Source organism: Xanthocytophaga agilis (assembly GCF_030068605.1).
Lineage (GTDB): Bacteria > Bacteroidota > Bacteroidia > Cytophagales > 172606-1 > Xanthocytophaga > Xanthocytophaga agilis.
Genome location: NZ_JASJOU010000016.1, coordinates 151,243 through 176,965 on the forward strand (window position 1 = coordinate 151,243; position 25,723 = coordinate 176,965).

At 38.4% G+C, this 25,723-nt stretch carries 24 protein-coding genes; 10 read left to right on the forward strand and 14 right to left on the reverse strand.

Annotation, left to right across the window (positions count from 1 at the left end):
- The first annotated feature begins 206 nt into the window (after positions 1-206).
- Positions 207-1,700 carry a hypothetical protein gene (locus QNI22_RS32690; RefSeq protein WP_314517575.1) on the forward strand — a complete coding sequence of 498 codons (1,494 nt, stop codon included), beginning with the start codon at positions 207-209 and terminating at the stop codon, positions 1,698-1,700.
- A 29-nt stretch (positions 1,701-1,729) separates the two neighbouring features.
- Entirely contained in the window at positions 1,730-2,854 is a 1,125-nt protein-coding gene (locus QNI22_RS32695; protein ID WP_314517576.1) for a glycosyltransferase family 4 protein, read from the forward strand.
- 14 nt (positions 2,855-2,868) lie between these two features.
- Here QNI22_RS32695 and recF read toward each other — a convergent pair whose 3' ends face one another.
- Entirely contained in the window at positions 2,869-3,972 is a 1,104-nt protein-coding gene (recF, locus tag QNI22_RS32700) for a DNA replication/repair protein RecF (RefSeq protein WP_314517578.1), read from the reverse strand.
- Positions 3,973-4,365: 393 nt separating this feature from the next.
- Here recF and pdhA point away from each other — a divergent pair, with 393 nt between their 5' ends.
- A complete protein-coding gene (pdhA, locus tag QNI22_RS32705; RefSeq protein WP_314517721.1) occupies positions 4,366-5,412 on the forward strand; it encodes a pyruvate dehydrogenase (acetyl-transferring) E1 component subunit alpha in 1,047 nt (348 codons plus the stop codon).
- A gap of 262 nt (positions 5,413-5,674) precedes the next feature.
- A complete protein-coding gene (locus tag QNI22_RS32710) occupies positions 5,675-7,648 on the forward strand; it encodes an alginate lyase family protein (protein WP_314517580.1) in 1,974 nt (657 codons plus the stop codon).
- Between the two features lie 36 nt (positions 7,649-7,684).
- On the opposite strand, the gene QNI22_RS32715 is transcribed toward QNI22_RS32710, so the two are convergent.
- Positions 7,685-7,858: a DUF3606 domain-containing protein gene (locus QNI22_RS32715; protein ID WP_314517582.1), complete on the reverse strand. Its 174-nt coding sequence runs from the start codon at positions 7,856-7,858 to the stop codon at positions 7,685-7,687.
- Positions 7,859-8,152: 294 nt separating this feature from the next.
- Between QNI22_RS32715 and QNI22_RS32720 the strand changes: the two genes are divergently transcribed.
- Together QNI22_RS32720 and QNI22_RS32725 are read left to right on the forward strand one after the other, a co-directional pair.
- Positions 8,153-9,868, forward strand: coding sequence for an IlvD/Edd family dehydratase (locus tag QNI22_RS32720; protein ID WP_314517584.1), 1,716 nt, complete (start codon positions 8,153-8,155; stop codon positions 9,866-9,868).
- A 41-nt stretch (positions 9,869-9,909) separates the two neighbouring features.
- Positions 9,910-10,203 carry a putative quinol monooxygenase gene (locus QNI22_RS32725; RefSeq protein ID WP_314517586.1) on the forward strand — a complete coding sequence of 98 codons (294 nt, stop codon included), beginning with the start codon at positions 9,910-9,912 and terminating at the stop codon, positions 10,201-10,203.
- A gap of 33 nt (positions 10,204-10,236) precedes the next feature.
- Here QNI22_RS32725 and QNI22_RS32730 read toward each other — a convergent pair whose 3' ends face one another.
- From QNI22_RS32730 to hisG, 5 genes are all read right to left on the reverse strand, one after another.
- Positions 10,237-12,486, reverse strand: a complete 2,250-nt coding sequence (locus tag QNI22_RS32730) for a SulP family inorganic anion transporter (RefSeq protein ID WP_314517588.1) — start codon at positions 12,484-12,486, stop codon at positions 10,237-10,239.
- Between the two features lie 153 nt (positions 12,487-12,639).
- The gene (locus tag QNI22_RS32735; protein WP_314517589.1) at positions 12,640-13,437 is read right to left on the reverse strand and encodes a hypothetical protein; all 798 of its coding nucleotides are present in this window, start codon (positions 13,435-13,437) and stop codon (positions 12,640-12,642) included.
- Between the two features lie 493 nt (positions 13,438-13,930).
- Positions 13,931-15,214: a histidinol dehydrogenase gene (gene hisD, locus QNI22_RS32740; RefSeq protein ID WP_314517590.1), complete on the reverse strand. Its 1,284-nt coding sequence runs from the start codon at positions 15,212-15,214 to the stop codon at positions 13,931-13,933.
- A gap of 46 nt (positions 15,215-15,260) precedes the next feature.
- On the reverse strand, positions 15,261-15,821 hold the full coding sequence (locus QNI22_RS32745; RefSeq protein WP_314517591.1) for a hypothetical protein: 561 nt from the start codon (positions 15,819-15,821) through the stop codon (positions 15,261-15,263).
- Between the two features lie 64 nt (positions 15,822-15,885).
- On the reverse strand, positions 15,886-16,746 hold the full coding sequence (hisG, locus tag QNI22_RS32750; RefSeq protein WP_314517592.1) for an ATP phosphoribosyltransferase: 861 nt from the start codon (positions 16,744-16,746) through the stop codon (positions 15,886-15,888).
- 231 nt (positions 16,747-16,977) lie between these two features.
- Between hisG and QNI22_RS32755 the strand changes: the two genes are divergently transcribed.
- Positions 16,978-17,463, forward strand: coding sequence for a regulatory protein RecX (locus QNI22_RS32755; RefSeq protein WP_314517594.1), 486 nt, complete (start codon positions 16,978-16,980; stop codon positions 17,461-17,463).
- Between the two features lie 270 nt (positions 17,464-17,733).
- On the opposite strand, the gene QNI22_RS32760 is transcribed toward QNI22_RS32755, so the two are convergent.
- The 3 genes from QNI22_RS32760 to QNI22_RS32770 form a co-directional block, all read right to left on the reverse strand.
- On the reverse strand, positions 17,734-18,381 hold the full coding sequence (locus QNI22_RS32760; protein ID WP_314517596.1) for a DUF4230 domain-containing protein: 648 nt from the start codon (positions 18,379-18,381) through the stop codon (positions 17,734-17,736).
- A gap of 136 nt (positions 18,382-18,517) precedes the next feature.
- Positions 18,518-18,952, reverse strand: coding sequence for a hypothetical protein (locus tag QNI22_RS32765; RefSeq protein WP_314517598.1), 435 nt, complete (start codon positions 18,950-18,952; stop codon positions 18,518-18,520).
- A gap of 500 nt (positions 18,953-19,452) precedes the next feature.
- Complete coding sequence (locus tag QNI22_RS32770) at positions 19,453-20,385, reverse strand: M90 family metallopeptidase (RefSeq protein ID WP_314517599.1); 933 nt, start codon at positions 20,383-20,385, stop codon at positions 19,453-19,455.
- 126 nt (positions 20,386-20,511) lie between these two features.
- Between QNI22_RS32770 and QNI22_RS32775 the strand changes: the two genes are divergently transcribed.
- The 3 genes from QNI22_RS32775 (at position 20,512) to QNI22_RS32785 (ending at position 21,781) form a co-directional block, all read left to right on the forward strand.
- Positions 20,512-20,985: an RNA polymerase sigma factor gene (locus QNI22_RS32775; protein ID WP_314517601.1), complete on the forward strand. Its 474-nt coding sequence runs from the start codon at positions 20,512-20,514 to the stop codon at positions 20,983-20,985.
- A gap of 4 nt (positions 20,986-20,989) precedes the next feature.
- Entirely contained in the window at positions 20,990-21,538 is a 549-nt protein-coding gene (locus QNI22_RS32780; protein ID WP_314517603.1) for a hypothetical protein, read from the forward strand.
- A gap of 93 nt (positions 21,539-21,631) precedes the next feature.
- A complete protein-coding gene (locus QNI22_RS32785) occupies positions 21,632-21,781 on the forward strand; it encodes a hypothetical protein (protein WP_313983449.1) in 150 nt (49 codons plus the stop codon).
- Between the two features lie 222 nt (positions 21,782-22,003).
- Here QNI22_RS32785 and QNI22_RS32790 read toward each other — a convergent pair whose 3' ends face one another.
- From QNI22_RS32790 to QNI22_RS32805, 4 genes are all read right to left on the reverse strand, one after another.
- Entirely contained in the window at positions 22,004-23,779 is a 1,776-nt protein-coding gene (locus tag QNI22_RS32790) for an NACHT domain-containing protein (RefSeq protein WP_314517604.1), read from the reverse strand.
- A 191-nt stretch (positions 23,780-23,970) separates the two neighbouring features.
- A complete protein-coding gene (locus tag QNI22_RS32795) occupies positions 23,971-24,426 on the reverse strand; it encodes a hypothetical protein (RefSeq protein ID WP_314517606.1) in 456 nt (151 codons plus the stop codon).
- 209 nt (positions 24,427-24,635) lie between these two features.
- On the reverse strand, positions 24,636-25,037 hold the full coding sequence (locus QNI22_RS32800; RefSeq protein ID WP_314517607.1) for a hypothetical protein: 402 nt from the start codon (positions 25,035-25,037) through the stop codon (positions 24,636-24,638).
- Positions 25,000-25,710 carry a hypothetical protein gene (locus QNI22_RS32805; protein ID WP_314517609.1) on the reverse strand — a complete coding sequence of 237 codons (711 nt, stop codon included), beginning with the start codon at positions 25,708-25,710 and terminating at the stop codon, positions 25,000-25,002. Before QNI22_RS32805 ends, QNI22_RS32800 begins: the two co-directional genes overlap by 38 nt.
- Positions 25,711-25,723: the final 13 nt, after the last annotated feature.

Genomic DNA, 25,723 nt, shown 5'->3' on the forward strand with positions numbered 1-25,723 from the left:
AAGAAGAACACGTTAAAAATATACCTGAAAATCCTTTTATTTGCACCAACATTAAATGTTTTACTATAATCTTTCAATTTTCAGCTAGTGAGGTCTGCATAAATAGTAGTTTCATACTAGTCTGATGCGTTTTAGTTACCTGCATGAAAATTCCTGCTCCTGAAAAAAAAATCATCTGGATAAGTATTGGTATTATTATAAAAACCATGTTTTACTTATATTTTTTCTCTACAGGAGTGGAGAAACATTCACCAGGAAGTTTGTACATCGAAACATTTGCAACTAAGTCCTATGTTCTTCCTATTGAGAATTTTTTAAAGTCTGGTAGCTATATAGAAGATGTTAATGAACCAGTCTCTCAATATATCCGAACACCAGGATATGGAATCTTTTATCTTGCGTTCAGACTTTTCAGCAATGAGCATACAGCTAAAAATTTACTTATCATCCTGCAGATTCTATTGAGTGGTATTTCTGTCTACTATCTTGCAATGACAGGCTACTACATCTATAAGTTTTCAGGCGTGTTCTATTGTATTTTTGGCATATATGCAGTATCTGCCTTTGTAAGTATGTACGATGGTTTTCTTATATCCGAAAGCCTGGCTATAAGTTTCCTTATTTTCTCTCTTTATTCAATTATTAAACTTCTTTACCTGCCTGGTTCCTATCGGGATGTTTTGATAAAGCTTTTCTGGGCTGGTCTGTTTCTCATGTTAAGTACATTTATACGTCCAACAGCAGCCCCTTTATTCCTATTGATTATACTGTTTGTAGTTGTTCGTCTCAAAACTTTGATGACAAAGCAGAAAATAATAGCAGCAATGATTTTCTTTGTTTCTATATTCGGGATTATTGAAACCAGTTGGCTGGTGCGCAATTATCTTGTTTCGGGACGTTTGATACCTTTCCAATACAATTCATGGATACATCGTACGGGTGATCCTGTTAAAGATGTGGAATATCATGCCTACCATTGGATACATACAGTTGGCGATAATAGCATTTTTTATGAGTACAATACACTCGCAGCGTGGTTCTTTGATTCTGGCTTTGCAGAAAAGAGTTATACACCTCCTCCTCATATCTACACCTCAGCATACAACATTGATTCCTTACAAATGGCAAAGAAAAAATTTCTGGCCTATCGAAATCGCTTTGGTGTATTTTCATCAGACCTTTCCATGTTTAAAAGCACACGCCGACATACAAATTCCGCAGATCTAACCAATGAAAAGAGCGAAGCAATAAAGCTGAACCAGATTTTTACTCGATATATAGATACTTATCGTCATGAGAAGCCTTTTGATTTTTATATTTTAAACAACTTCCGCCTATTAAAAATATTTCTGGTGCATAGTGGTACAGGCCAGCTCCCAATGCCATCACTCGCAGAAATGAAGCAAAATAAAGATTTCGTAAGTATATTCGTTAAGCTAAGTCAATCATTTCTCTACTGGTTTATTTTACTGGCAGGTATAGGAGGAGTGATAGTATGTATACTAAAAAGAAACCTTCAAAGTATTTTTCTTGCTCTTGTGGTAATATATGGGATTTCGATTTTCCCGTTCTTTGTAAAGATAATTGAAATACGTTTTATCTGCTTTGCGTACCCTTTTCTGGCGGCTTCTGCTGGAATTTGTCTGACTTATGTAGTAAAACGGAAGCAAATGAATTTGATATACAGCAAAAACCAGTAAATATTTCAGTAGTATTTTCTAAAAACAGAATGTCAAAAATACGAATTACTTATATTCTGTCGAATATTAATAAAGCATTAGCTTTCGAATGGATAGCCCAGTATCTGGACAAAGAAAAGTTTGATCTAAGTTTTATACTGCTTAATCCAGGAGATTCTGTGCTAGAACGTTTTCTTACTGAGCACAAAACACCTTTTATTCGTATTTCCTATCATGGCAAAAAAGATTTGCCGGGAGCTATATCTCAAATTCGGCAATTCTTAAAAAAAAATCAAATACAGATAATACACTGTCACCTATTTGATGCAAATATTGCGGGACTTATCGCTGCAAGATTAGCAGGCATTCAAAAACGTATTTTTACCAGACATCATGCTACATTTCACCACCAATACTTCCCACGTGCAGTTTGGTATGATCGCTTCATTAACTGGATGGCATCAGATATAATCGCTATTAGCGAAAATGTAAAACAAGTGCTAATCGAAAAAGAGAAGGTAGATCCACACAAGATTACCCTAATCCATCATGGGTTTGAATTGGAAAAGTTCAGAGAGACTTCAGAGGAGAAAATAACTCAGTTAAAGGATAAATATAGAACGATAGGCAAGTATCCCGTAATTGGGGTTATATCTAGGTATTTTGAATTAAAAGGTATCCAATATATTATTCCGGCATTTAAAGCATTGCTTGATTTCTATCCCAATGCCCATCTGGTGCTGGCCAATGCCAATGGAAATTATAAACAGGAGATTGAGCAATTATTACAAACACTTCCATCTAATAGCTACACAGAGATCCCATTTGAAGAAGATTTGTTTTCTCTCTATCAAATCTTTGACATTTTTATTCATGTATCTATTACTACAGATATTGAAGCATTTGGACAAACCTATGTAGAAGCGTTGGTAGCAGGAATCCCTTCTGTTTTTACTCTTTCCGGGGTAGCTGCAGAATTTATTCAGGACGGCAACAACGCATTGGTTGTTCCTTTTAAGAATAGTGATGCCATTACAGCTGCATGTAAAAAAATACTAGCTGACCCTAACCTTCAGAAGACACTGATTGAAAATGGCATAAAAAGTGTACAGGAGCGATTTGCATTAAAACAGATGATCTCTAAACTAGAGAGTCTCTATCTAAAAGATTTCTGATAAGCTAGTACACTTTACTTCTCAATCTCAAACATTCGCACATCGGTAGCCAGTGAAGCAAAGATCTGACGACTTCGCTCAGGACGAGCATCTGTTATAAATAGTTGTCCAAATGTCTGATTGGTAATCATTTCAATGAGCTTGTTGATCCGAAGATCATCCAGCTTATCAAAGATGTCATCTAGTAATAATAAAGGTTTTGAGCCTTTTTCTTTCTGTAGGATTTCAAACTGAGCCAGCTTTAGCGCAATAACAAACGACTTTTGCTGACCCTGTGATCCAAATTTCTTTAGAGCATAGCGACTTATTTCAAATACAAAATCATCTTTATGTATTCCTTTGGTTGTGCGCTGCAACTGTAAATCCCGTTTCATAGCAAAGGAATAGTCATATTTGAAGCTGCTTTCAAACAACTCCGATTCATAAATAAGATCTACCTCTTCACGGCTTTCGCTAATAAATGCATAGTATTTTTGTACCAGTGGCACAAAACTCTGGATAAACTGATGGCGTTTCTGATGTATAATATCTCCCAAAGGCAAAAGTTGGGTATCAAATGTTTCCAGAAGGTCTTTGTCAAAGTAGTTGCGTTCATAAAATTGTTTAAGCAAACTATTCCGGTGCTTCATTACACTGTTGTACTGCATCAAGGTATCCAGATACTTATGATCCAGTTGAGATAGCATATTATCAAAAAACTTGCGACGTAGCTCACTGGTATCCCGGATCAGATCTGTGTCATCAGGAGAGATAAGTACAACAGGGAATCTTCCAATATGCTCACTTAACCGCTCATAGGCCTTTTTATCCAGCATCACTACTTTTCGGCTTCCGATTTTCAGACTACAAGTTACCTGCTGCCCTCTGGCAGATGTCTCACCAGAAGATGTTTCTTTAAACACACCATCAATCATAAAAAACTCTGCACCATGCCGGATACATTGTGCATCTGTCTGGCTAAAAGCACTTTTGGTTAGTGCCAACATATAAATCGCATCCAGCAGACTGGTTTTTCCACTGCCATTTATACCAACTATACCATTGACCGAAGGGCTAAGGGTAAGAGAAAGTTCTTCGTGATTCTTAAAATTAAGTAGCTGTATTCGCTCAAGGTACATATTCCAAACTATAGATTCTGAGTCAGAAGAGATGTCCTGTACATCCCTGTTGCTGAATAGGTTTCCAAAATACTATCTTTTTCTTTATCCCACTTCTTCTGTTGTGCACTTTTGTCTTTTTTCTATCATCTTTCGCGTATAAACATTTTTTGTGTATTTTCGCAGGGCTATTGGAAATCGGTGTCAGGTTTCCACAAAAAGCCTCTATTTCTCCTGAAATACCCTTTTTTAAAACAGTGTACCAAATTACCTGCTTTAAACTAGTAAAGGAGTGATTCCATTTAGTTAGTAATTTGCACAATTTGCTCATCTACTTATTTATTAAATATGGCAGTTAAAGAAACAAAGGCAGCGAAAGCTAAAACAAACGAAGCATCCAAGAAAAAAGACCCTTTGGCAACAGTAAGTGAAGGGGCTGCAAAAGCAAAAAGCAATGGTGCAAAAAAAGCAAAAGCGTCATACCCTCGGGAAACATATATGTACTGGTATGAAAGCATGCAATTGATGCGGAAGTTTGAAGAAAAAGCAGGGCAGTTATACGGACAACAAAAGATTCGTGGATTTTGTCATTTGTATATTGGTCAGGAAGCATGTGCGGCAGGAGCAGTATCTGCTTTAGAAAAAGGAGACAAATACATTACAGCATATCGTGACCATGCTCATCCGCTGGCACTGGGCACAAGCCCTAATGCAGTAATGGCGGAGTTGTTTGCAAAGGCTACTGGTATTTCTAAAGGAAAAGGTGGTTCTATGCACATATTTGATAAAAGTGTAGGATTTGTTGGTGGACATGGTATTGTAGGTGGACAGATTCCTTTGGGTGCAGGTATTGCATTTGCAGAAAAATATCAGGGAACCAAAAACCTGTGTATCTGCTATATGGGAGACGGTGCTGTACGTCAGGGAGCTTTGCATGAGGCCTTTAACATGGCAATGCTGTGGAAATTACCTGTTATTTTCTGTATTGAAAATAATGGATATGCAATGGGTACTTCTGTATCCCGTACTTCTAATGTAACAGATCTTTACACATTGGGTGAAGCCTATGATATGCCGGCTGAGCCAGTAAACGGTATGGATGTAGAAGCTGTACATGATGCGATTTCCCGTGCTGCTGACCGTGCCCGTAGTGGCGAAGGTCCAACCTTACTGGAACTACGTACGTATCGTTACAAAGGACACTCCATGTCTGATCCTCAGAAATACCGTACACGAGAAGAAGTAGAACAGTGGCGCTTACAAGATCCAATCGAACTGGTAAAGAAAACCATTCTGGATAACAAAATGGCAACTGAAGAAGATCTGAATGCTATTGATGAGAAGATCAAAGAACAGGTAGATGAATCTGTACGTTTTGCAGAAGAGTCTCCATATCCAGATCCATCTGAAGCATTCAAAGATGTATATGCAGAGCCAAACTATCCATTTATAATGGACTAACAATACTTGGGTTAAGAATCGAAAAGCCTCCATTGCTGGAGGCTTTTTTAATTGGTAAACTCTGCGATTTGAAAACGTATAGCTTTTATAGCCAATAGTTGAAGCAGATAATTAATAACAGGATATATTCAATTTGGGAAGTCACAAAGGATACAATTTACTTTGTACTATTATTTCATGAACTTTGTTGACTCTTTTACAGTCTGATAGGAAAAGAGATTTTATTTCAGATTCAAGAATCATATATATACCTTTTTATTCATTGAAAAAACTTATTCTTCTTTCCAGGCTTATTTGTCAGATGGGCTGGAGAGCTTTTCTATTTCGTGTTTCCTATGAAGTAAAGAAACGTAGTGGATGGCTGCAAAGAACTTTTCCAACGAATGTTCCCTTTACTGCATTCACTACACTGGAAGGCTGGCAAGGCCAACCTGTACATTTTTTCTTCCCTTCCAGAGAAGCCTTAGTACACATAAAAAAGGATTCAGTTTTAGATGAAAATACACTGGAATCGCTTTCGGTAGAGAATGAATTGATTGATACAGGCCATGTTCCCTTTTTCAATGCAAGTTTTCAATACCTGGGAAAAGACTATAACTGGCTAACTCATCCTGAAACAAAGTATCAGTATTCACCTATACAACACTGGTCTACCATACGGGAACTTGACCCTAAGATTGGCGATATCAAGTTTGTATGGGAAAAGTCACGCTTTGCCTACTTATATCCTGTGATCCGGTATGACTTCCATACACAAATAGATCGGGCAGCATTTGTATTCCATGAAATAGAAGACTGGATTGAAAAAAATCCTCTGAATTGTGGTCCTAACTATGTATGTAGTCAGGAAACTTCGTTGCGGATTCTAAACTGGACGTTTGCTCTTCATTATTACAAAAACTCACCTGAACTTACGGAAGATCGGTTCCAGACCATCCTTCACTCTATTTACTGGCAAGCCCAGCATGTGGCAGCAAATATAGATTTTTCCAGAATTGCTGTCCGGAACAATCACGCCATCACAGAATGTCTGGGACTATACCTGGTAGGCTTGCTGTATCCTTTCTTTCCGGAAAGTGCAGAATGGCGAAAAAATGGAAAACAATGGCTTACAGAAGAAGGTTTATATCAGATCTATGAAGATGGATCGTACTTGCAGTTCTCCATGAATTATCATCGGGTAACAATGCAGTTGTTTACCTGGGCATTTATTCTGGCAGAACGCAATGGAGATCGTTTTGAGGATAAACTGTATGACAGAGTATATAAATCGCTGAATCTGTTATACCAACACCAGGATACTGTTACTGGGCACTTACCCAACTATGGGGCAAATGATGGCGCATTATTCTTCAGACTCAATTCGTGTACCTATCGAGATTATCGTCCACAGTTGAACGCACTATACTACTTCTTTCATCAAAAGCCCTTGTATGTGAATGGTATCTGGGAAGAAGATATATTCTGGTATGGACTCCAAGGACAGAGAAAACAAACATTTTTTTTTCCTGCATTTACCAAAGACCAAAGTTTTGCTTCACCATTAGCTCTGGACAAAAATTCAGGCAGACAAACGGGTTTCTATGTACTGCGTGATCCAGACAAGTTTGCATCTGTTCGGTGTGGCAATCATCCTGACCGCCCATCACAAGCAGATAATCTGCACATAGATATTTGGTATAAGGGTATTAACCTGATGCGGGATGCAGGATCGTATAAGTACAATACAGAACCAGGCTTGCTAAAATATTTTATGGGAACAGCCTCTCACAATACCATTCAACTGGGAGATCTGGATCAGATGTTGAAAGGAGGACGCTTTATATGGTATTACTGGAGTCAGGCTGCAGGAGCAACGTTGACAGATCAGGAAGATCGTATTGTATTTGAAGGAAAAGTTCATGTATATCAACAAGTTCATTCAAAGATTTTTCACCATCGGAAAATCGTCCAGTATAAGAATGAGCCCCGTTGGGAGATAGAAGATACCTTACTTCTGCCAGAAGAGATCAAACAGAAGAATCTTCCAGTATATCAACGCTGGCATCTACATCCGGATTTTGAGACTCAGGGCTGGAAGATTGTGTGTGAAGGCAAGAATGGAAATTCTATTGTTCTCCAAACCAAAGACGGCTGGTATTCTTCTTTTTATGGAGTCAAAGAACCCGTAACTGAATGGTATTACGAAAACAAAGAAGGTTATTTCAAAACAACTATTCTTTATATAAAGTCCTAATCCTCTGCCCGGGATTAGGCTTTTTTTCTAACAGGACTATATTACACCTCTCTTGAGATAATCTCTCACCGCATCAGGAGAAGTACCCACCTTGTCAACAGCCATTTGCAACTTCTCATAGTTGCACCCCAATTCTACACACCACTTGATGACCTGCCAGGTGTTGGATAGATCAATATCACTTGAAATGAATGGGCGAATTCTATTCATAGCTTTTTTCATGATTGATAACACCTCTGTTTTTGTAGATTAAAAATGAGCATCAAACAAGCACATTTTCAATGCCTTGTCAATACCCCTAAAGGGGTATTTTCTTATTTTCGCCTTATTAAAGCGTTATTATCATATTTATTTGTTACACCTAGTCTATATGCAATCAAAAAACATTGTACTTTGTAATTCTCCCATAGAATATTTCCAATAATTCTATCTATACTTGTATCTATCGACATATATGTGATCCATTATTATTCACTTTTCAATCTTTATTGCATTACCTGAATTATGGAAAAGAAACTTCGTTCTCAGCAGTGGTTTGGAAAAAAAGGCAAAGATGGTTTTATATACCGGGCTTGGATGAAAAATCAGGGTATCCCACATGATGAATTTGAAGGAAAACCTGTAATTGGCATCTGTAATACCTGGTCTGAGTTGACCCCATGCAATGGACATTTTCGGGAGTTGGCAGAATCTGTTAAAAAAGGCGTATGGGAAGCAGGCGGTTTTCCTGTGGAATTTCCTGTCACATCATTGGGAGAAACGCTGATTAAACCAACGGCTATGCTTTACAGGAACCTGGCCAGCATGGATGTAGAAGAATCCATTCGTGCCAATCCGATAGATGGTGTGGTACTGATGTGTGGTTGTGATAAGACTACTCCTTCCCTGATTATGGGTGCCTGTAGTGTAGATATCCCCACATTGGTAATATCAGGAGGCCCTATGATGAAAGGACGCTGGAGAGGTAAATATATTGGTACTTCGGATGTATGGCACATGGCCGAGCAGTACAAAACCGGAGATCTGTCGCAGGAAGAATTTGTCGAGGCCGAAGCTTGTATGGCTCGAACACCAGGGCACTGTGCTGTAATGGGTACAGCGTCTACAATGGCATCCATGGTTGAAGCGCTGGGTTTATCTCTGCCTAATAATGCTTCGATTCCGGCAGCAGACTCCCGCAGAAAGGTATTAGCACATCTTTCCGGAAGACGTATTGTAGATATGGTTCGTGAAGAGATGTATCTGTCTAAGATACTTACCCGCGAAGCATTTGAAAATGCCATTATTGTCAATGCCGCTATAGGCGGTTCAACCAACTTTGTGATACACCTACTGGCAATTGCCGGACGTATTGGAGTAGACTTAAAACTGGATGACTTTGATGCATTGTCACATGATATTCCATTGATTGCCAATATTCAGCCTTCAGGAGAACATTTTATGGAGGACCTGTATTATTCCGGAGGACTCCCTGCAGTGATTAAAGAACTGGAATCACTGATTCGAAAAGATGCACTGACGGTGAATGGAAAAACAATGTGGGAAAATTGTAACGCAGCCCCTTGCTACGATCGAGATGTAGTTGGTACACTGGAAAATCCCTTTAAACCTCAGTCAGGAATGGCAGTAGTGAAAGGTAACCTGGCAATCAATGGAGCTGTAATTAAACCATCGGCTGCCACTCCTGCCCTGATGACTCATCGGGGTAAAGCAGTAGTGTTCGAAAACATTGAAGACTATCATGCCCGTGTAGACGACCCAGATCTAGATATTGATGCAAACTCGATTATGGTGTTAAAAAACGTAGGTCCGAAAGGTTATCCGGGTATGGCAGAAGTAGGAAATATGACTCTACCCAAGAAGCTACTCGAACAAGGTGTTACAGATATGGTACGCATTTCGGATGGTCGTATGAGTGGTACAGGATATGGTACAGTGGTATTACATGTTTCTCCGGAAGCTTCGGCAGGTGGTACACTGGCATTGGTACAAAATGGAGATTGGATCTCACTGGATGTACCAAATCGTAGCCTTCATCTGGAAGTATCCGATGAGGAGCTGGCAGAACGTCGCCGCGAATGGGAATCGCAATTACGTGCTCAACCACCTCGGGGCTACGTAAATCTGTATATTCAGCATGTAGAGCAAGCACATTTGGGAGCAGATATGGATTTTCTGAAAGGTAAGTCGGGCAGTGTGGTTACACGTGATTCTCATTGATTTATATAATCAAATGCAAAATATCTAGATTAATCTCTTTTATGCTGGTTCGTATCGTACGTATGACATTCCAGATAGACAAGGTTGCAGACTTCCATACTATTTTCCGGCAGTCGCAACCTATCATTCGCAGTTTTCCGGGATGTCTTCATGTAGAGTTATTGCAGGATGCCGACAACCCGGTTATTTACAGTACGTTGAGTCACTGGGAAAATGCGGCAGCGCTGGAAGCATACCGGCAATCAGATTTTTTTAGAGATACATGGAGTAAAACTAAAATACTGTTTTCAGATAAGCCTATTGCATTTTCGTTATATCCGGTTACAATAAGCTGAAATATATGTGGGCAGTAATTACTGCCCACTATTTTACTCTTCCTTAAAATCCAGCTTGTAGATATGGCCGTATTCATGAAAGATATCTTCTGGACGTATTTGCAGGTCTTTCACAATACCTTCACGGATGTCATACACCCAGCCATGTACCCGTAACCGGGCATTGGAACTCCAGGCTTTTTGCACAACAGAGGTTTTATGGATATTATAGACCTGCTCCCGAATATTTAACTCTACCATTCGCTTAAACTTCTCATCCTGTTCAGTGATGGCATCGAGTTCTGCTCTATGCAGCCGGTATACATCTTTGATATTTAGCAGCCACTTGTCTATTAATCCATGATACGTGTTTTCCAGTGCAGCTTTTACGCCACCACAGCCATAATGTCCACAGACAATAATATGTTCTACTTTCAGTACTTCCACTGCATACTGCAACACAGACATAAAATTTAAGTCTGTGTTTACTACCAGATTGGCAACATTTCGGTGAATAAACATTTCGCCAGGTTGTGTGCCTGTTATTTCATTGGGATGTACCCGGCTATCCGAACAACTGATAAAGAAAAACCTAGGCTGCTGGCCTTTAGCCATATCTTCAAAAAAATCAGGGTCCATATTCAATTTTTCGGCAACCCATTTTTTATTATTCACCAATAACTGCTGATAGGTATTCTGAACATGGTTATGCTCATGATTGTGATTTTCAGGAAGCTTTATATTGTATGTTCTATTAACCTGATTAACAAAGCCTAGTGTGATATTTTTAGCTTTGGCAGTTTCCTGAAAATCTTTGATTACCTCCAATACATCATGATCAATAAAGGTAGACTTTGTCCCATCGATCTCAACAGTACTGTTATCCGGCAGATTTTCCAGAATCTCGGCAATGCTGGCTTTATTCAAAAATGAAACATGCTCACTCAAATCAATATGTATATGTCTGTTTTTCTGATTGATCTTTGTTGTCAGAAAATACGAAGTTTTCAGATTCTCTCTCAAAATAAAAAAGATACCTACAACCATACCAATACCAATTCCTATTAGCAGATCAGTAAAAATAACGGCTACCACTGTCACAATAAAGGGTAGGAATTGGGATAATCCCAGTTTATACATTTCCTGAAAGATTTCCCATTTAGCCAGCTTATATCCTACAAAAATGAGAATGACAGCCAATGAAGCTAATGGAATGTAGTTCATGAACCGGGCAAAAAATAAAACACTCATCAAAAGAAGTACCCCATGAATGATAGCTGACAACTTGGATTTGGCTCCTGATAAGATATTGGTGGAGCTACGAACAATAACTGATGTAACCGGAATCCCACCAATGAGTCCAGCCACTAAATTTCCTACTCCTTGCGCCTTTAACTCTCGATTGGCAGGGGTACGTCGTTTGAGAGGATCTAGCTTATCTGTTGCTTCTATATTTAGAAGAGTTTCCAGGCTGGCAACAATAGCAATTGTAATAGCAGTAATGTATACTTTAGGGTTACCTATTTGTGAAAAGTCTGGAAATACCACCAGATTAGGCACCTCCTGCAAGCCTTTGATTACAGGTAAACTCACCATATGAATAGGCTGCAGAGATAAAACCGGAATATAAGTTGAGAAAACAATGTTAATCAATGTGCCAACAATCACAACAACCAGTGAAGCAGGGATAAACTGAAGATTACGCATTCGCTTTTCCAATGCATTCCAGGAAAGTAATGCAATAATAGAAGCAATGCTAATCAGTACGGCACCAAACTGAGGATCACCGATGGCATTCGCAATTTCAGTCAATGTATTCTCGCCATCCAGCTGAAAAAACTCAAATTCACCTTCTGCATCTTTGTCATCACCTAATGCATGTGGGATTTGTTTCAGTATCAGGATAATTCCGATTGCAGCAAGCATCCCTCTGATAACAGCACTGGGAAAAAATAAACTAATGACTCCTGCACGAAGAAAACCCAATATAATTTGTAGAATGCCTGCAATAACCACTGCTAGTAAAAATGTTTCAAAATGATTGTCTACTCTGTGTATACCACTTAATACAATAACAGTAAGTCCAGCAGCAGGTCCACTAATGCTCAGGGAAGATCCACTCAGTGAACCAACCACGAGACCACCAATAATTCCGGAGAGGATACCCGAGAACAAGGGGGCTCCAGAAGCAAGCGCAATCCCTAAACACAATGGTAATGCAACTAAAAATACGACTAGCCCTGAACGGAAGTCGTCCCTGAAATGCGCGAACAAATCAGGTGCACCTGCTTGGTTATTTTTCATTTGACCGGGGATAAGTAGTTAGTCAAATTTACAAGAAAAAATAGGCTAAAACCAAGCTTAGTGATGAAAGGATTTCTAGTCTTTCAAAAGAAGGAAGAAAGGTGTGTTAACACAGAAAATGAACAACTTATATTTCATTTAACACCATTCAGTCTATCTAAACATTTGCTGAATATCAGACTGTATGTCGAACAAATCACTCATAGTATATAATCCAACAGATGCTGTTAAATGTTCGTTTGCAGGCGTACTTTCGATACATGCACCAATCAACTGAATCTGATTGGCCAGATCTGGCATATACTTCATTCCATAGATAGCAAAACGGGCAATTCTCTCTTTATCATCATTGTATCTCTGCCCTTTGGCCTTCCGATTGTCCAGATCTTGAATTATGGGAACACAATCAAACTCTCCTTCATAAAATTCAATGATTGGAGCTTCGTTAGGTCCTGTTAGCTTATGTATATATGCTGCGTAAAACTTTCCGTCCAATTGTATAGATACTACATCTTTGGGTCTGTAAAAGGTGATACTCTCAGGCATCGCAGGTTTACGTTTTAACGCAACAGGGGCAGCACTTATCACCTTTTTAATCTCTTCTGACTTTCTGAAAAAGCCATCACTCAATACAACCTCCTGATTGAGCAGATCAATTGCTTGAATAGCATTTTGGGTCAGTACTGGATCTGCAAAACCATACTTATGGAGTGTAACGGCTAAAGCAAGAACAGCCTTCTGCTTATAATGTTCTGATACTTCTTTGCTATCAGCATGCAGTATACAATTCCAACGCAATAAAAGCTTTGGGAGAATATAGGTAAGATGACTTTGTTGGTTTCCCTGTTTATCATAAGCCATGGCATACCAAGTTAGCCTTGAAATGTCATCGTCAATAGATTGTACCAGATATTTAGCTGCTAGTTTGTCTAGGATTTGCTGATGTGTCATACTAATTTTATTTACTTTCCTTCAAGTCCAAAGAAGAGTGGTTCTTTTAAATTAAATATGGGGATGGCAAAAGTATCAATTCTTTTGACAGCACAACTTTCTATTGATGCAAAACAGCTGACAATAATCAGCAATCTGATATGTTAAAAAGATGATCAGAATTCCGATAGTTTGAAAAAACAACAGAAACTCCAGTGAAACAAAAGTTTGAACTAAATTCCAGTCACCTGTGAAAGTGAACAGAGTTTAGGTCAATGAAGAAAGTGACCATTATTCGAATAGTTGCATGAAAATGATCGGTATTCTAGTCAAACGCAAAAATGATTTGAATAATGGTCAAAAACACCTTTGATTAACAACCTATATCCTATTGCTAAGTAGCTCCCTCTGAACAGAATTCCGATCATATTGTAAAGTCCTCTGAATAAAAAAATATCCATGCTGTTCAGAACAGCATGGATACAAACTAAGTATGAATATGCTAACTTTTTTATCAGGACAAGGATGCCAGACGAATGCTTACTGCATTTTTATGGGCCATCAATTCTTCTGCTTCTGCCATCTGCTCTACAATAGGTCCTACCTGCTGAATACCACTGGCTGTAATCTGCTGAAAAGTAATCTTTTTCACAAAGCTATCTACCGACACGCCACTGTATGCACGGGCATATCCATTGGTAGGTAGTGTATGGTTGGTACCAGATGCATAATCTCCTGCTGCTTCCGGCGTATAATGTCCCATAAATACAGAACCAGCATTAGTAACCAGAGGTGCAAGGTTTTCAGCTCGGTCTGTTGCCAGAATCAGGTGTTCAGCAGCATACTGATTGAGTAACTCAATCGCTTCAGCTTCATCCTTTACCAGAATAGCTTTGCTGTGTTGCAATGTTTGTGCTGCCATTGCCATTCGGGGAAGTTGTTTCACTTGCTCTTCTACTTGCTTCTGAGCCTCCTGAAGTAACTTTTCACTCACAGAAACCAGAAATACGTGGCTGTCTACTCCATGTTCGGCCTGAGACAACAGGTCAGCAGCTACAAAGGCAGGATTAGCCGTATCATCTGCATATACAGCCACCTCAGATGGCCCCGCAGGCATATCAATAGAGATACCTTCCTGAGAAACGATCTGTTTGGCAGCAGTAACATACTGATTTCCCGGACCGAATATCTTGTATACTTTTGGTACTGACTGTGTACCATAGGCCATAGCACCAATAGCCTGTGCCCCTCCTACCTTAAAAATTTTATGGATACCAACCAGATGGGCAGTATACAAAATGGCAGGATGCACTTTTCCTTCTTTATTAGCAGGGGTGCAAAGTACTACCTCTTTGCATCCAGCTATCTGAGCAGGAACACCCAACATCAACACAGTTGAAAACAAAGGTGCTGTACCTCCAGGTATATAGAGACCCACCTTATCAATTGCTACACTTTTACGCCAGCAAGTTACTCCTGGCATAGTTTCGATAGGCTCGGGTTGTTGCAGTTGTGCCTGATGGAAAGTAGTAATATTGTTTCGGGCAGCCTGGATAGCGGATTTTAATTCCTCTGATAATAATTGTTCTGCTTCCTGTATCTCCACCTCAGAAACCTGTAATTGTGAAAGGCTTACCTTGTCAAACTGTTCTGTAAAACGAATTAGAGCAACATCTCCTTCCTGACGAACCTGATCAAGAATTGGAATAACCCTCTGCCGGATATCTGCTGAACTGGCAACCGGACGAATAATCAATTCAGGCCAGACAGAGACAGAAGGATAAGATATAAACTGCATAACGTAAATCGGTATAAATGTATTGAATATCCCTATCTGAAAACACTTATGGGTTCCAGGACTTGGGAAGAGGAGTAGCCTCTAAATAATATCGGCAGGGCTGATACTTGTGAATAAAGGTGAGCATGTCATTGACACGTTCTTCTATCTCTACATAATAGTCGGAATGAAGCTTCTCTGCTTTATTTACAATCACTCTGGCTCTTTTTACTACATATTCTGCAAAGTTATCAGCACGTTTTGACTTCTTTTCCAGCATGTCTTTTTGCCGGGTAAACGGCTCATTGATTAATGCTAGTAACAGAACAACTTCACCAAACTTATCTTTTGTCACCTTTTCATGTCGGGTGATCTGACCACTTTTTTCGCGCATAGCCATCATCAGCCAACCAGGTGTGTCATAGTGTTCATACGAAGCCATTTCTATGATTTGCTGAAGCAATTCATTCCGTCTGTCCAAGGTATCATTGTCATCCCCCAGCAACTGATGTTCCAGTTTTTCAGTAAGTAAGGTATCTTTGGAAATAAGCCGGATCAGCAACTTGTCTTTCTCTTTCTGAGGCATTTCCAGAATTGCCTTCTCTACATGTTTAGCAATCTTTGGCATAGTTTGTAAATGGTAATGAAACAAAATATACTAAATGCATGCCATTGGGGGCAGAAGTTCCTTCTTACATAATCATTTTCTCAATCGGAACTACCAGAATACCCTGTGCACCTGCCGCTCTCAGATTATCAATGATGTCCCAAAAAGCATTTTCATTGATTACAGAATGAATAGAAACCCAGCCTTCTTCTGCCAAGGGCACAATCGTAGGACTTTTCATTCCTGGTAAGATAGATGTAATCTGTGCAACTGCGTCCTTAGGTGCATTGAGCAAAATGTATTTGTTATTTTTGGCAGCCTGTACCGATTTGATACGGAATATCAGTTTGTCCAGAATTTGTTGCCGGGCAGGGCTCAGATTAGGATGTGCAATCAATACAGCCTCAGAGCGAAATATTACTTCCACTTCTTTCAAACCATTGCTCATCAGAGTACTACCTGAACTCACAATATCACAGATAGCATCCGTCAGTCCGATGCTGGGAGCAATCTCTACCGAACCACTAATTTCATGGATATCTGCTTCAATTTTATGTTCCTGCAAAAAGTTCGACAGGATTCGAGGATAGGATGTAGCAATTCGTTTTTGATGCAGATCAGTAAGCTGCCGATAATCATCTCCACGTGGTACAGCTAAAGACAAACGGCATTTGCTGAAACCTAAGCGATGGACAAGATCTACCTTTTGATGAGTTTCAATCAGAACATTTTCTCCCACAATACCAATATCCGCCACACCATCCGCTACATAACCAGGGATATCATCATCTCGAAGGGAAAGAAACTCGGCAGGAAAGTTAGCAGCTTCCGATTTTAGCTTGCCAGTTCCGTTGTTAAATTGAATGCCACACTCCCGAATCAGATTGAGAGAGTCTTCACTAAGCCGTCCTGACTTCTGGATGGCAATACGGATCATTTCAGACATATTCAGATAAAGAGTTAGCAGTAAGCAGTTTGTCAGTAGGTGTTAAGTTGTTGCGAGAGATTTCTTCCCAAGCCTGCTTACTGGCCAGTACCTACTGTTTTGAGCCCGCAAAGGTAAACAAAGAAATGGTTGTGTGTAAATTCTGATAAAATAATATCTTTGTTAGGTCGTCATTCCTCAGCAAACGTTTAAAGTAATTACCCATAGACGATAAAACTGAATTATAGTATCATGCCAGCTAAACAACCCAAGTTTTATTCTCCTGCTGATGCCTATGTAAAAGCTACAGCCTTTTGTGCCTACCAAGAACGCACTCAACAGGAAGTAAGAGAGAAATTATATACCTATGGATTAGAAGAAGACGAAGTAGAGGAAATCATTGTCAGACTCATTCAGGAAAACTTTGTAAATGAGGAACGGTTTGCCAAGACCTTCGCAGGTGGAAAGTTTCGTTTGAAGAAATGGGGACGCATTAAAATACGTCTGGAACTTAAAGCACGCGGTTTATCGGCTTATTGTATTCAGAAAGGAATGGATGAGATAGACCCGGAAATTTATTGGGACACCCTACTGGAACTTGCTGATAAGAAAAATGCATCAGAAAAAGAGCCCAATCCTCTTGTTCGCAAACAGAAAGTAGCCCGATTTCTTTTGGGTAAGGGATACGAGCAAGATCTGGTATGGGAAGCTGTGAATTCTGTAAATGAAGAAGAGTGATTACCCTCTTTATTTTTTGTCCTATGAAAGACATACGCCCTTTTGGAAAAATCACACTCTCCTCTGTCCTTCTGAAAGAATCTTGTGACAAATAGAGCATTGCTTAGTTTTTGAGCGAAAGAATATTCTCCAATCGGAAAAGCCGCCGGTCTTGCCACGAGATCCTTCCAGGAGGACAAAAAAGGTATAGTGATTCTTTCGAGAAGATAGCGAGGAATGGTTTCTTTTAGAGGTTAGGTTTATCAAACACCTTATCTTGACTACATTATTCTAACGTCCCAACTCATCAAATCTACCTTTTAACCGATAGCGGATAAATACCTTTTTACCAGATGATTTTTCCAGAAGGGGTTGAAGTATCCGGGATGCATTGGTACGAGTTTGTTCCAATATTCCCATATCCAAAGCAGATTGTTTAATCTGAACTTCAGCCTTCTTGTAGGCTTCATTGATCATAACCGCTTGTTCGTCTACATTCTTTACATCATATACCTTAGACTGGTCATGATTGATACGATAGTAACATAACTCTGGCTCTGGCAGAAAAGCAATTAATGTATCTCCTTCTGTCACCAGATCGGAGTCCTTGATCTTTGTCAGATCAATACAGCCAACAGCTTCACCTTTCACAATTAATACAACTTTAGCATTTTCGAGAGGTATGGTTAGGGGTATCCATTCTTTGATAGCCTTGTTTTCTATTAACTCACGTTTCTTCTCATATTCCAGAATATCTTTGAAGTTGTAACGTACCAGTTCCAGTTTACCAATCCGATTGATTTCTTGCAAGACAGTAGTATGTGAAATCTGGGTTTCGGCAGGTGGCAATTCCGGATGATAGAAAAATTTGATGTAAATAGCGATACTGCCTGCAATAATCAGTATCAGAACAAGTAGACGGGAAAGAATGCGGATCATGCTTATGAAATGATCAAATACAATACCAAATGTATAGAATTATAATAAAAAACCCGCAAGGATGGTGGTAATCCTGCGGGCGCGTAGCGGCGTATTGGAGTGGGGCCGCCACTTTACGTATCTATATGTTATAATTTTACTCCTGGATATACAGCCATTTGACTGCATTTACCAGCGAAGTGAATAATTCGATTTGTACAGTGGGCGGTATAACAAGAGAGGTATTGGCATTAAATAAACGCCATTCCTGCTCTGGAGGAGTCAGCTGAGCAATATAACGGAGCCCTTGTTCATTGGCAACAGGTAACCATTCATTCACCAACCAGCGATTAATCTCTGGCAATAGTGGACTATATTTAATAGCATAGCTATCAATAATCAGACGTGAACAGTGATTTTGCTCAATAAATTCCAGGCACTCTCCAAATCCTTTGCGAGCTTCAATAAAGGTTAATTGATTTGCACAGCTTACAAATAACCATTGATTGACCTTGTCATAATAGACGACAATATTATCAGTATCAAACTTTAGTTTCATATTTCCGTAACTGGTAGCTTTAGAGGTTTTCATAGTTACTCATTAATACTATATTCCTACCATTATTTACTAACAATTAGATTAACGCTGGCTTTCCTTAGATAAACGCAAATTCTGCAGGCATTAACCTATATGCGATATCTTTTTTACAGACACTAGTATAATACAAATAGCATACCAGCCTTATACTCTTTCAGGTTGGTATGCTATGAAATATTTATTACAAAATACCTGTTTAAAATAGTTTACCTTTTCGAATAACCCTCACTAATAGTATATGAATATCAGAACACATTGTGGATGAAGTCATTAGCGCTACCAATATCTTTCAACATGCTACAGTTATGGAACAATTTACTCTTTTATTTATTGCTATTGTTTTTTTAGGAATGGGGCTTGCGGCAAACCTCACAGAGAAAAAGCATAGCTCACATTAATTGGTTTTACGACTAGGTTTAAAATGCCAAAAGGCTCTCTTACTTATAAGAGAGCCTTTTTATTGATAGAAGAACAGACCTCAAAATAGGTAATTGTTAATCAGGCTTCTGATGAAACATAGCTGACAAAAATGCATACAGTTCAGGATGTTTCCTATGAAACTTCTCCGGATTATCGAAAAAGTACTCACTTACCACAGCAAGAAATTCAGCATTGTTTGTCAATCCATAGGGATTAATATCCGAATGCCCTTTCTGAATGCTATCAATTTCCTGTTTGACGGCTTGCAGCCATCCACTTGTATAAGAATGATTCAGGAATATTTCAGGTAAACCATCCACTGCTCCATCTTCTTTATCAAGCAAATGTACAAACTCATGAATGCCAACATTATTTTTATTGGCGGTACCATCAAATCCTGCTATCAGATCAGGCTTTGATAAAATCATACTATGCTCCATAAACCGATTGCCGACCATACCCGTAATACGCTGTTCATGTCCCTCATATCGTGTTGTCTGAAAGGATTCGTCAAAAGAATTAGGATAAATTAATATTTCGTGAATAGAACGATAATCATAGAAAGGAAACGCAAATGTAGGAATTATGGCACTGGCAGCTACCAATAGTTTAATTGTATCGTCAATCTCAGTATCTATTCCTTCAATCTTTTTTTCTGCCAGAAAAAACTGAACCCGTGTATTAAATATCTCTTTTTCCGGTTCTGTGAGGTCCTGATAATAGGTAGAATGTTCTTCCAGATAGCGCTTCCATGCTTCTGGAAAGGGACTATTAATCAGCTTCAGCCTTCTATAATACTTTTTATTGTATTGCCAGTGCACTATACCAATACATAACCAAAGCAACAAACAAATAATTGTAGCAATCTCAAGCTTTTCTGTAGGACTGATGATATATAATAAGCCTGCGGTAAGAAAAGCAAACAGCCCTGTCCAAAGCTGACTACTAAGTAACTTTTTCCGATAAGTAGATTGATACGTGATTGTATGATCTGAAGGGATAATCATAAAATGGTGTAGATTGATCTCAGGTAGCTTTATTTCAATTATTTTTTGCCAATGTGTAAGTTTTGGTTTTTAAAAACAACTTATTCTGTAAAATACAACAGGATGATAGTTGAAACTTAATAATCAATGGAAAAAATATTCTTAAAAGCCATTCATGAACACCAGAACCTTATTTATAAAATATGCCACATGTATCGTGACACTAAGGAAGACCAAAAAGATTTATTTCAGGAAATCGTATTTCAACTCTGGAAGGCCTTTCCTCATTTTCGGAGTGAATCTAAAATTACTACCTGGATGTATCGTATAGCTTTAAACACTGCTATACTGGAATTCCGGAAATCAAAACTTCCCATTTCGTATTCAGACCAACTGCCAGATCAAGTATCTGTACCCGGTCCGGTTGAAGAACTAGATCAGGAAGAACAAATGTATCAATTGGTTAGGTGCCTGGATGTTTCTGAACGGGCCATACTTACTTTGTATCTGGAAGAATATTCCTACAAAGAAATCGCAGACATTACCGGGATTACCGAAAACTATGTAGGTGTAAAAATCAATCGTATCAAAGAAAAACTTAAATCACTCTCAAACAGATAACTCTATGGATTTCGAATCACTAAAGTCAAATTGGGAAAAGTCCCAAGGCACCCCCAAACAGGAATCAGAACTGAAACAAATGACCCATATCAATCAACATCCGGCCTTAAAAAAGATACGAGTGAGACTGATATTGGAAGCAGGACTTCTGGTATTTATACTATTTATCTACAGAGACTGGTTTGACGGAGCCCACAAACCGCTCTATATTAATATACTTTTGGGAATCAGTATTTTTCTGTTTATTCTCAATGATGTGTTGAGCTATCTGGCGATAAAGAATCCTGTTGTGTCAGGTACTATAAAAACATCTGTAGAAAAACATATTGTTACATTAAGGCGACTCTCTGTCTTTTCATTGCTTGCTTCTGCTATTTACAGTGCGTTCCTTTTGAGTTTTCTTACTTCTACTATTCACTTTACTACTATCAAATACTTTATGCTGGCGGGTATTATTTGTACGATGCTAATTCTGCTTTACGCTTCTTATTGGCAATGGGAGAAGCGAATTCGTAGTTTTGCTGAGGTTATTAAGGAGTTTACAGACGTATAAAGACCTTCTGATTTCGTTTTCTTACAATTTCAGAAGAAATCTGCCTACTACTTTTGATGCATACTTTAGTATTCACTCAAAACACACATCAAAATGGAACGGACAACACATGTAACTTTTGACAAGTCGGCGTATAATCCAGTCGTATTTAAAACCTACAAACTTGTCAAGAAACTAACCAAGTACACTATCTACATTACAATGTTGTATTTTATGTTTGAAGGATTTATGGCATGGAAGTAGACAAACAAAAAGGCGATCTTTTAAAGGATCGCCTTTTTGTTTAGTACCCGAGGCCGGTACACAACCTAAAGTACAAATTCTTGAAATACAATTAATTACGATACAATTTTAAGCATTGAGTGACAAATGGGTGACAAAAATAGATTGAAGGACATACCTTATACTTTTTGTTACCATTTAATCTTTGCACATTAGATCTTTAACATATTTATCTGATATGCTCTATTTTTGCTTATACTGATATGCAAAATACTCCAAGAAAGTCCTATGTAGAAAAGTCACACCTCCACCTACGCGCTGCAAAAAGACCAATGCTATTGTCTTCTCAAAAAATCTTCTATAATTCAAAGGACTCTTTCGACTAAGAAAAGTTATAAGACGCAGGGTATAATGCTGGATAACGGCAAGTCCGCCGTACCAGAAGCCAAACGTAAATGTAGCAAAGTATGCAACAATTAAAGAAAGGTCAGACATCCATGAGGCACCAGTTACGAAAGCAATTGAGTTAAATAATATTATTGAAGGTGCAAAACCGACGGTTATTGAAACAAATGCCGCATTTCTTAGAGAATTATGAATACCCTGATTTAACTTTAATCTTTTCGCTTTATCGACCGGCACTGAAACTAACCCTTCTCTGATACAAAAAAGATATCCAAATACGAATGATTCAAGTAGTTTTACAGGAGATAATAATGCAGCAAAAAAAAAGCCTAATGTTATTCTCTCTCTACTATTGAAAGGACTTGCGATGCCTCTCTCTAATCCCTTAGCGGCACCTTTCCAAGACCATGTTAGTTTTTCTACTACAGAAACGTCCAATTGAGACGATTTAGCTGCAAAAAACATGTTACCAAAATGTGCAAGTACCCCTCCTATCAAAGCACAAAAACATCCCAAGATTGTTGCTAATACAAAAGCTCCTTGCATGGCATAAAAAAGAAATATTGCCCCTCCTATGATAAAAGCTGGAAGTATACTCACAACAATTGTATACATTGCTAATTGCCAATTATTAGATAGCCAGGTAGGTTGCAACATTTCTAGATAAAACTCAGACTGATTATTCTTCTGCATTTGAAATGCTATCCAATACAGTTCTCTAAGAATTATATCTTTACTTATTGCTTGAATTAAAGCAGGTTTTCTATCAAACATTCTTTTAATGAATGTTTCAAATAAATGTTTTCGCCTTTCTGAAATTGATTCGAAGTCTCTTTCTGTTAAGTCTTCATAAGTCAAACCTTGGTAAGCAAGACACATTACACTGACCATCAAAGGGGTTTTGGCTAATTCCTGCAATATTAAATCTTGGTTGAATACTCTTTCCAATCCATTAAATTTTTCAGCATTTTTAGCCAAGTATATTTTAACATGATTAGTTGTAAGTGGTTGCAAGCATAAAGCAGCTGGAACGTTAAGTTTTTTCGTCAATGATATATACTCTTCTTGACGACAAGATACCACTAGGCCAGATAGGCCATAGTCTCGCATAAAAATGTTAATTTCTTTTACACACATTAATCGGAATTCAGTCTTAACCTCATCAAGCCCATCTAACAGCATAAGGAGTCTGTGATTTTTGAGCCATTTTCTCGTATTTCTCTTTGGAGATAAATTTCTAAGACTCAATTCATTTACAATCCATTCAAAAATAGATGTTCGTTCATTGGCCCATGAAGTAAGATTTAATATAACAGGAATAGGAAGGGTTGGATCTTGCTGAGCACAAGCTATTAATTCTTTTGCAAGTTGTAGAAGGGTAAAAGTCTTACCTGCTCCTGCAGCCCCAAGAATCAAAAGAAGCCTACCTTCTTTATTAAATATATCAATAACACTACTATTCTGTGAATATATTTTTTTTTCCTTTTGTGGAATCTCAATAATATCCTTAAAAGAAGTATTACTTACTTCTTCTAAATTTACTTTATCGATCTCTAAATAGGTGTCAGTTAATAGAGAATGCTTTAATACGCCTTCAATCCAGAAGTGATTCACTCTCTGAAGTAGGTGTAACTGATTACTTCTATCCTCTAAATCAGAAGTACTCAACGAATACTCAACCTTGAAATTCTTTATGTTTTGCGAAGTTCTTATAATAATATCTCTGGCATTTACATGCTGAAAAGAGACAATTGGTTCATGAAAGATGGAGGCAGTTGAGAAAATGGTAGATTCTCTTGCCTCTATTACGGGTTTACATGGTTGCCTCCACCAGCCCTTACATCATTTATTGTTATATCACCTTTAAATTCTCCTTTCTTTATCTTTACACCTGTTCCAGTAGATATTATTGTTCCGATTTTAAGCGAAGCAGCTTTTACTTCTTCAATATCCACACCTAATGCAGTTAAAGATTGGGTGTCATATTTTGAAACTAGATCAAGAAGATGTTGTGACAATGCTAATATTTCAGAGTCATTTGCTACATTAGTTTCACTTAGATCTTCGGCTAACGAACTTTGTTTTATTTTTGACTCAGGCTTGCTTTCGAGAGGCTGAAGATTTACATTTTTATATTTAGTAACGATTATATTTTTAATACCTTCATATGCGTCTTTGATAAGACTTTCCCCGGTTGGTTTAAGAGCAGCAGCAGCTCCTGCTGCCAATGCTGTAACAATAGAGCTAATTATAGGATCCATCTCTTTATTAGAGTATTGATAAACTAAAATTAAATAAAGATAGATTTACGCTCCTTGTCAATACCTCAAATGAGGTATATTTAATAACTACCAGAACAAAAATTAGCTCTGGTAGTTATTGATTAAATCCCTTAAAACCCATGAAGTCAAAGAACATGACCCCTCAAAGTTGAGGAATTAGGATGACTCACTTTTGAGCCATCAAATATTTATCTACTCTTATCTGTTTTCTTTTGGCTGCTTTTACGAGCATATCCATACCCTTCCTTCTCTGCAATGGCGTCAATCTTCTTTTTAGCATTGTTAGGCAGAAATCCAAAACGATGCATTTTCGTTAGTAGCTCCTCACAGTCAAAGCAGTAAACTTCTACCGTGTATTGCTTCTTTCGTTTGGGATCATACTCTCCAATATTTTTGAATTGAGACTGAAACAGGCAGTAGTTGTCCCCTGTAATCACTACGGTTACAGGGAACGACAACGGATTGGGAAATAAAACTTTATCAGGCTTAAACTGTATCAGAAGATTGTGTCTACCTGGATTGTCTTCTATGATCTGGTAGACAACACCTGCCTTACGCAGCAGCCTTTTCAGATCCGGAAACGTGTTCATTAGGCTCAACCAGGGATTTATAAACAAAGATAGCTTCCAGTATATCATTAAGAGGACGACTCATTTTTTGTATTTCCTGTACATCCCGCATTCTATCTCCCCGTATGATGGTTTGTAGAATAATCGTAAAGTCTGAACTTAGCTTTAGCCTTTTACTTTCCAGTTTGTCATAATCTGGTTCTTTAAAGCCTGTAATTTCACTTACGAAGAAGCCAGCTACCTGTTTAGCTGTGTAGACAATAAAGTGTCCCTTTTGCCAATCGAAGTCAATAGGTTTTACTGGTAGGACAAAATCTTCGAACTCCCATGCTAATCTATCGTAATCTACATTACTGAGTCTGACTTTTTCAAAGGCTATTACTTTCAGCAAGGTTGTGTGTATGGTCTCTAACGTGGAATGAAAATTCTGTAAAGCCTTCTGTTCCGTTTCTCCATAAGAAAGAATCATTTTTTGTATTCTCTGCAACAGGAATGTATAGAGCAGGGAGTCCTTCCGTTCTTCCTCTATATCGGGTGCAGGAGAAGGCGCAGGACCTTCTGCTTCTACATCTGGAGCAGAGGAAGGGATAACAGGCATGGTAGCTTTAGATTCAGTTTGTGTAGGCTCAGCTTGTACAGCACTGGCATTTTGTATAGTCTGAGTAGTTAAAGAATTTGATTTGGCAGATTTCATGAGAGTGAAATGT